At 57.2% G+C, this 6,594-nt stretch carries 6 protein-coding genes and 1 tRNA gene; 1 reads left to right on the top strand and 6 read right to left on the bottom strand.

Features of this window, described 5'->3' with window-relative positions; translation table 11 throughout:
* Positions 1 to 33: 33 nt before the first annotated feature.
* Positions 34 to 110 (top strand) — tRNA-Met (locus tag N6L24_RS13435).
* A 181-nt stretch (positions 111 to 291) separates the two neighbouring features.
* Here N6L24_RS13435 and N6L24_RS13430 read toward each other — a convergent pair.
* From N6L24_RS13430 to N6L24_RS13405, 6 genes are all read right to left on the bottom strand, one after another.
* Positions 292 to 762, bottom strand: a complete 471-nt coding sequence (locus N6L24_RS13430; protein ID WP_271845195.1) for a MarR family winged helix-turn-helix transcriptional regulator — start codon at positions 760 to 762, stop codon at positions 292 to 294.
* 31 nt (positions 763 to 793) lie between these two features.
* Positions 794 to 1,840, bottom strand: a complete 1,047-nt coding sequence (locus N6L24_RS13425) for a quaternary amine ABC transporter ATP-binding protein (RefSeq protein ID WP_271845194.1) — start codon at positions 1,838 to 1,840, stop codon at positions 794 to 796.
* 12 nt (positions 1,841 to 1,852) lie between these two features.
* Complete coding sequence (locus tag N6L24_RS13420) at positions 1,853 to 2,893, bottom strand: ABC transporter permease (RefSeq protein WP_271845193.1); 1,041 nt, start codon at positions 2,891 to 2,893, stop codon at positions 1,853 to 1,855.
* Positions 2,894 to 2,968: 75 nt separating this feature from the next.
* Positions 2,969 to 3,937: an ABC transporter substrate-binding protein gene (locus N6L24_RS13415; protein WP_271845192.1), complete on the bottom strand. Its 969-nt coding sequence runs from the start codon at positions 3,935 to 3,937 to the stop codon at positions 2,969 to 2,971.
* 236 nt (positions 3,938 to 4,173) lie between these two features.
* Positions 4,174 to 5,154 carry a hypothetical protein gene (locus N6L24_RS13410; protein ID WP_271845191.1) on the bottom strand — a complete coding sequence of 327 codons (981 nt, stop codon included), beginning with the start codon at positions 5,152 to 5,154 and terminating at the stop codon, positions 4,174 to 4,176.
* A gap of 347 nt (positions 5,155 to 5,501) precedes the next feature.
* On the bottom strand, positions 5,502 to 6,524 hold the full coding sequence (locus N6L24_RS13405) for an aspartate-semialdehyde dehydrogenase (RefSeq protein WP_271845190.1): 1,023 nt from the start codon (positions 6,522 to 6,524) through the stop codon (positions 5,502 to 5,504).
* Positions 6,525 to 6,594 lie beyond the last annotated feature (70 nt).

Genomic DNA, 6,594 nt, shown 5'->3' with positions numbered 1-6,594 from the left:
TCTCAAAACGATCACTATAACACACAAAACCATCGCGGGATGGAGCAGCCCGGTAGCTCGTCAGGCTCATAACCTGAAGGTCGTAGGTTCAAATCCTACTCCCGCAACCAAACTTCGGCCATAAATTACAATATGATAGCGCCCCAATGGGCGCTTTTTGCGTTTCTGGGGATGCCAAAGCGCGACCTCAGAAATAGAGTTTTGCTCAGCGACCTTCGCACGCGGCAGAAGTGCCGAACGCCGGCGCAGGGTGGCACAAGCGGGCGAAACGCGGCGGCTCTTTCCGGGGCGCTAATGCAGCTCGTCGGGGTCAAACAGCGGATCTATGTCCAGATCGTCATAGTCCAGCATATCAGCCACGCGCTCCAGTGAGGCGAGCAGCATGGCCTGTTCCCAATCCTGCAAGGCCGCGAACTTGCGGGCAAATTTCTGGTGGAGCGGATCGGGGGTTTCGGCCAGCACCTGCGCGCCGCACTCGGTGATCATGATATTGGTGCGGCGCTTGTCTGAGCTGGATTTTTCCCGCCGGACCAAGCCTTTGAGGGCCAGGCGATCGATGATGGTTGTGACCGCCGCCTGCGAGACGCGCAGGGTCACAGCGATTTCCTTGCCCGTGGCGTGGCCGCTTTCAGACACCGTGCGCAACACCCGGTATTGCACCGCCGTCATGCCCGAAGCCTGCGCGAAGTCACGGCCGAACACTTCGGTTGCGCGCAGAATGCGCCGCAGGGCGATCAGGCTTTGGTCTTCGCGTGCGAGCATGGTTACATCCTCATATCAAAGCGCGATTTTGCTAGAATGCGCGCCGGGTGTCCGACGCTTTGGTGCGCACCAACGCGCGCACCAGCGCCTTTAGATCCAATTGCCCTACAACCGCGCCTGCGCGCGTGACGCGGTACATGCCGCTGGTATCGCCGCCGGTCAGGGCGATCACATCCTCGAGTGATGCTTCCTGATCGACATCCCCGACGAAACTGTCCTGGCTGATCGGGTCCATGATCGAGCGCACACGCAGCACCCGCGCGCGGTTGATATCGGCAATAAAGTCTACCACGTAATCATCCTGCGGATTAAGCAGAATGTGTTGTGGTTCGTCCTGTTGCACCACGAGGCCGTCTTTGAGGATGACCAGATGGTCCGCCAATTTCAGCGCTTCGTCCAGATCGTGGCTGATGAAAACGATGGTCTTGGCAAGTTCGTTCTGCAGCTCTAGCAGCAGGTCCTGCATGTCGGTGCGGATCAGCGGATCCAGCGCTGAGAAGGCTTCGTCCATCAACATGATCGGTGCGTTTGAGGTCAGAGCGCGGGCGATGCCGACCCGCTGCTGCATGCCGCCTGACAATTGGTGGGGGTAGTGGTCCTCATAGCCCGCAAGGCCGACGCGCTCCAGCCAATGGCGGGCCTCCGGATCGTAGCTTTCGGAAGGGTCGCCGCGCACGATCGGGGCCAGTGCCACGTTTTCAAGGACATTGCGATGCGGCAAGAGGGCGAAGTGTTGAAACACCATCGACATCTGGCTGCGGCGCATGGCGCGCAGGCGGTCGCTGTCATACTCCAGCACATTATCGCCTTGGATCAGTACCTCGCCGGCGGTCGGGTCGATCAGGCGGTTGATGTGGCGGATCAGGGTGGATTTGCCCGAACCGGACAGCCCCATCACCACGGTGGTTTCGCCCTCCTGCATATCGACATTGATGTCCTGCAGACCCAGCACATGACCGTGGGCCTCAAGCAGTTCTTCTTTGCCGATGCCGGCGCGCACCAATTCCATCATCTTGTCGGGCGTATCCCCGAAAATCTTGTAGAGATTGCGGATCGAAATCATCGGGTTCTTGCTCATGTCGGTGGCCCTTTATTGTTGTTTCTGGGCCGCGTTGACGCGGGCGAGGGCAGCTTTGGTCACGCGATCCAGCAGCACGGCCAGCAGCACGATGCCCAGACCGGCGACAAGACCAACGCCCAGTTCAAGGTTGCGAATGCCGCGCAGCACCAGCACGCCAAGGCCGGGGGCCGACACCAGCGAGGCAATGACAACCATGGCGAGGCTCATCATGATGGTTTGGTTGACGCCTGCCATGATGTTGGGCAGGGCCAGCGGGATCTGCACTTTGAACAGTTTCTGCCGGTCGGTCATGCCAAAGGCATGGGCTGCCTCCAGCACCTCTTTGTCCACCAGCCGGATGCCCAGATCCGTCAGGCGGATCACCGGCACAATTGCGTAAAGAATAATGGCGATGCCATAGAGTTTGGATTCCGTGACCGAAAAGAGAAAGATCAGCGGGATCAGATAGACGAATGTCGGCAAGGTTTGCAGCATGTCCAATATGGGCACCAAGGCACGCCGCATGGAGCGGCTGCGCGACATCAGGATGCCGATGGGCACGCCCAGCACAACGCTGAAACTGGTGCAGACAAAAATGATCGACAGGGTTTGAATGGCTGGCAGATAGTGGTCAATGAAAGCCATGAACAGGAAGGACACGCCGACAAACCCCACCAGCGCCAGCGAACGTGTGGCCCAATAGACCACAAGCAGAAAGATCGGGATCACGACAAACCAGGGCAGCGCCTCAAACAGCCACATTGATCCATCCAGCGCCCAGCTGAGCGGCTGCGTGATCGGGTCAAGCACGGTTTTCAGCGGGTCCTTGATTGAGAGGAACGAATTCTCAACCCCGTCGGTGACGCTGCGCGTTTTCGGGATCGCAGAGCAGGCGGCATTGAGTTCATCAAGCGACGGAAACGGCGTGTCCCAGAACGATGTATCCGCGGCGCTGTCGTCGCCCTGCGTCTGCTTAAGCAGATCTGCCATTGATACAGGGCCAGTGCTGGCCTCATTGCTGCACCAATCCGCTAGGCCGAGTGATTCAATCAGTTTGTCGTAAAATGCCATCTGCCTGTCCGTCATGCCCCTGCGTCATAAAAACAGGGGGCACCGCTGGTGCCCCCTTTGGAAGTGTTGTGCCGCTTATTTCAACAGCGCGGCCAGGTTTTCCTTGGCGGCGTCATTGATCCATGTGGACCAGATGTCCTGACGGCTGGTCAGGAAGTACACAGCGGTTTCTTCATAGGTCGCTTTGTTGTTTTCCATCCAGTCGAGGAAATCCAGAACATCGGCGTTCTTGTAGCTCATGTTTTTCATCAGCTCGGCGATGTCAGGTTCACGTTCGGCGAAATCGGTGGTGACAACGGTTTTGACCGGACCAACAGGCCACGAGGAGACGCCCTCTGCGGTACAATCCGCGTTGGCGGCGCAGGTAAAGACCTCGTGGTCGTATTCGACGCCCAGATCAACCTCGACCATTTTGTATTTCGCCAGCAGCGGATCAGGCGACCAGTAGTAGCCGATCCATGGTTCTTTGTTTTCATAAGCCGAGGCGATGGAGGAGGCGAGAGTTTCGCCAGAGCCATGCAGGAAAATTTCATAACCTGCGTCCACGAGGCCAAAGTTGGTCGCAAGATCACTGTTTGTGTTCTTGCAGGCCCACCCATCCGGGCAGTTGTGGAACCGGCGGCCCAGCAGATCCGGGTTGGCCAGAACGCCATCGATGGTGGCCAGTTCTGGGTGCTCATCAACCAGATATTGCGGCACCCACCAGCCTTCGCGGCCACCGTCGGCCAGAACGTCCGTCGCGGTGATGATCTTGCCCGCATCCTGCAGCTCTTGATAGGCTGGCGCGCCGTTGATCCAGAGTTCGGTCACGATGTCAGGTTTGCCGGTTTCTGCCACCGACACCAGCGATGGCGTGGTGGAGGAGGGCACCGTGGACACCGTGCACCCATAGCCCTGTTCCATCAGGAACTTTGCGATATGGGTAATAATGGCGCTTGAGGCCCAGTTCATTTCGGTGATGGTGACTTCGCCGCAGTCCTCTGCAGCCGCCACACCCGGCACCATTGCGGCGGCAAAGGCCGCCCCTATCAAATATCTACGCATGACATACTCCCACATTAGTCACTTAATTGACAATATTAACGAATTTTCCGCGATCCTCTAGGAATACTTGTGGAATATCAAGGGGCATTCACGGAAACCATCTGTTGACCCTAGGGGATGCTTAGGATTGTGAAGTATCATTTTACATAAATTTCGTAATTTTTTTATCCGGCCGTCGCCAAATGGGCCGCGCCTGACGACGCGGCGGAGGGCTGGGATGTCGGTAAACAATTGCTTTAGCCTTGCCAGAGCGGCAACGGGTCATATCCGAGCTGTCGTAACACATGCGGGACATCGACAAAGACCCAGTTTTCCACCAGAAGATCATTTTCCCGCCGCCACCAATCGCAGACCCGCATAAAGACCCGCTCTTGTGTGGGGGGCTGCCCTAGGAAGGGGCGCACATTGATCCCCGTCAGGGACGGCCATCCACCCGAGCAGGCATAGTTTCCTTCACCATATCGTGTGAAATGCTTGGTCATCCCGTTGTTTTTGGACCCGCCGGACCATTGGTCAAACTGCGACTCAAAGGGAACTTGAAAGGATGCAAATTCGTCCACGCCAACAAAGCTGCCAAACGCACCGGGACCATACCACATCATGTTGTCATGCCAGTAGGGGCGCCAGGCTTCGTCCTCGGTTGCCAATGCCCCCAGCATATCGGTGACAATTTGGTAGCTGCGCTGCCCCTCGGCGGGATCTGGCGGGTTGGTCATGACACCGTCGCGGGTTGCGGGCCCGTGAATCAGGCCAGTATAACCGCGCGACAGGCCCGGCCCCATGGGCAGAGGCCATTGATTGCAGGCGATCATCAGCTCGGGGATGTCGAGAAAGATATAGCTTTCAACAGCTTGTCCATTTTCGATCTGGTGAAATTCACCGTAGCGCAGATAACAGAGGGTGCCTGTGGCTTTCAGCCCGATCCAGTCCTGCGCAAAATGCCCCACGTAATAGCCAGTTGAACTGATCCAATCTTTGCCCTCGAACTGTCCGCACATAACGATATCGTCACGTCGGTACAGCCCCGTAAACGCCTTTTGCAGCGGGGCGATAAACCGGGCGTGGTAAGTGTCTGCCCCCTTAAGTTCATTGAACGGGTGCACGACGTTGATTTGCGCGTCAGCGGCAAAAAAACCGGCGACGGCGTCAGAAAAATCGCCGGGATGGCGGAAAGCATCCGCATAGCGCAGATACAGCGAGCGGTCCTGTGATGACATGGTAATTCCTTTTGAATGCGTGGTGTTTCAAGATGGGCCAGCTAAAGGAAAGCAGGACCCGCACGCATTCTGGAAAATGGAATTCGACCTGGACGCCGTGAGCGCACGGCAAGCAGACGCCTGGTTGCGTTGCGTGCAGATGTGCGCATGGAGTGAAGGCTGAGCAGTGCCATAAGACGACAGTAATGCCGGATCAGGCAAAAACAAGCGCCAATCTCCAGCAGCCAAGACGGGGTTTGACCATAGACTTATCGGCGACTGCAGGCTGGTCGCGTAGTCAAAATCCGTCCAATAAAAAAGCCCCGCCATTTCGGCGGGGCCTTGACTGATACCAAAAGCGGCGCGGCTTAGCCCTTTTTCAGGACTTCGCGGCCCAGAGTTTCGGCGATTTGCACGGCGTTGAGCGCCGCCCCTTTGCGCAGGTTGTCAGACACGCACCACAGGTTCAGCCCGTTGTCGACGGTGCTGTCCTGACGGATACGGCTAATGAATGTCGCGTAGTCACCCACACATTCTTTTGGGGTGACGTAGCCACCATCTTCGCGCTTGTCGATCACCATGATGCCCGGCGCTTCACGCAGGATGTCGCGCGCTTCGTCTTCGTCCAGGAACTCTTCAAACTCAATGTTCACGGATTCCGAGTGGCCGACAAAAACAGGCACGCGCACGCAGGTCGCGGTGACTTTGATCGACGGGTCGATGATCTTCTTGGTTTCGGCAACCATCTTCCACTCTTCCTTGGTGGAGCCGTCATCCATGAATACGTCGATATGCGGGATCACGTTGAACGCGATTTCCTTGGTGTAGACCTTGGCTGGCACATCGGCGGTTGGGTTGTAGACTGCTTTGGTCTGCTCCCACAGCTCTTCCATCGCCTCTTTGCCAGAGCCGGACACCGACTGATAGGTGCTGACAACAACGCGCTTGATCTTGGCACGGTCGTGCAGCGGCTTCAGCGCGACAACCATCTGCGCGGTCGAGCAGTTGGGGTTGGCGATGATGTTTTTCTTGGAATAGCCGTGGATCGCGTCGGCATTGCACTCTGGCACGATCAGCGGCACATCCGGGTCGTAACGATAGAGCGAGCTGTTGTCGATCACGACGCAATTCGCTTTGGCGGCGATGGGCGCATATTTCTTGGTGGCGTCGGAGCCAACAGCAAACAGCGCGATATCCCAACCGGCAAAATCGAAGGTGTCCAGGTCTTCGGTGGTCAGGGTTTTATCGCCAAAGCTGACTTCGGTGCCCAGCGAACGGCGGCTGGCCAAGACTGCGATTTCATCCACCGGGAACTGACGTTCCGCGAGGATATTCAGCATTTCGCGGCCCACATTCCCTGTGGCACCCACGACGACGATGCGATAACCCATGTTTATCTCCAATGTTTCGGACGCGGCTTCTTATCCCTAATCTCGTAAAGAAAAAAGGGGTATCGAGGCG

The organism is Cognatishimia sp. SS12 (assembly GCF_028369055.1).
Classification (GTDB): domain Bacteria; phylum Pseudomonadota; class Alphaproteobacteria; order Rhodobacterales; family Rhodobacteraceae; genus Cognatishimia.
The sequence above is the reverse complement of the archived record's forward strand: the minus strand, read 5'-3'. Positions and strand labels throughout refer to the sequence as shown.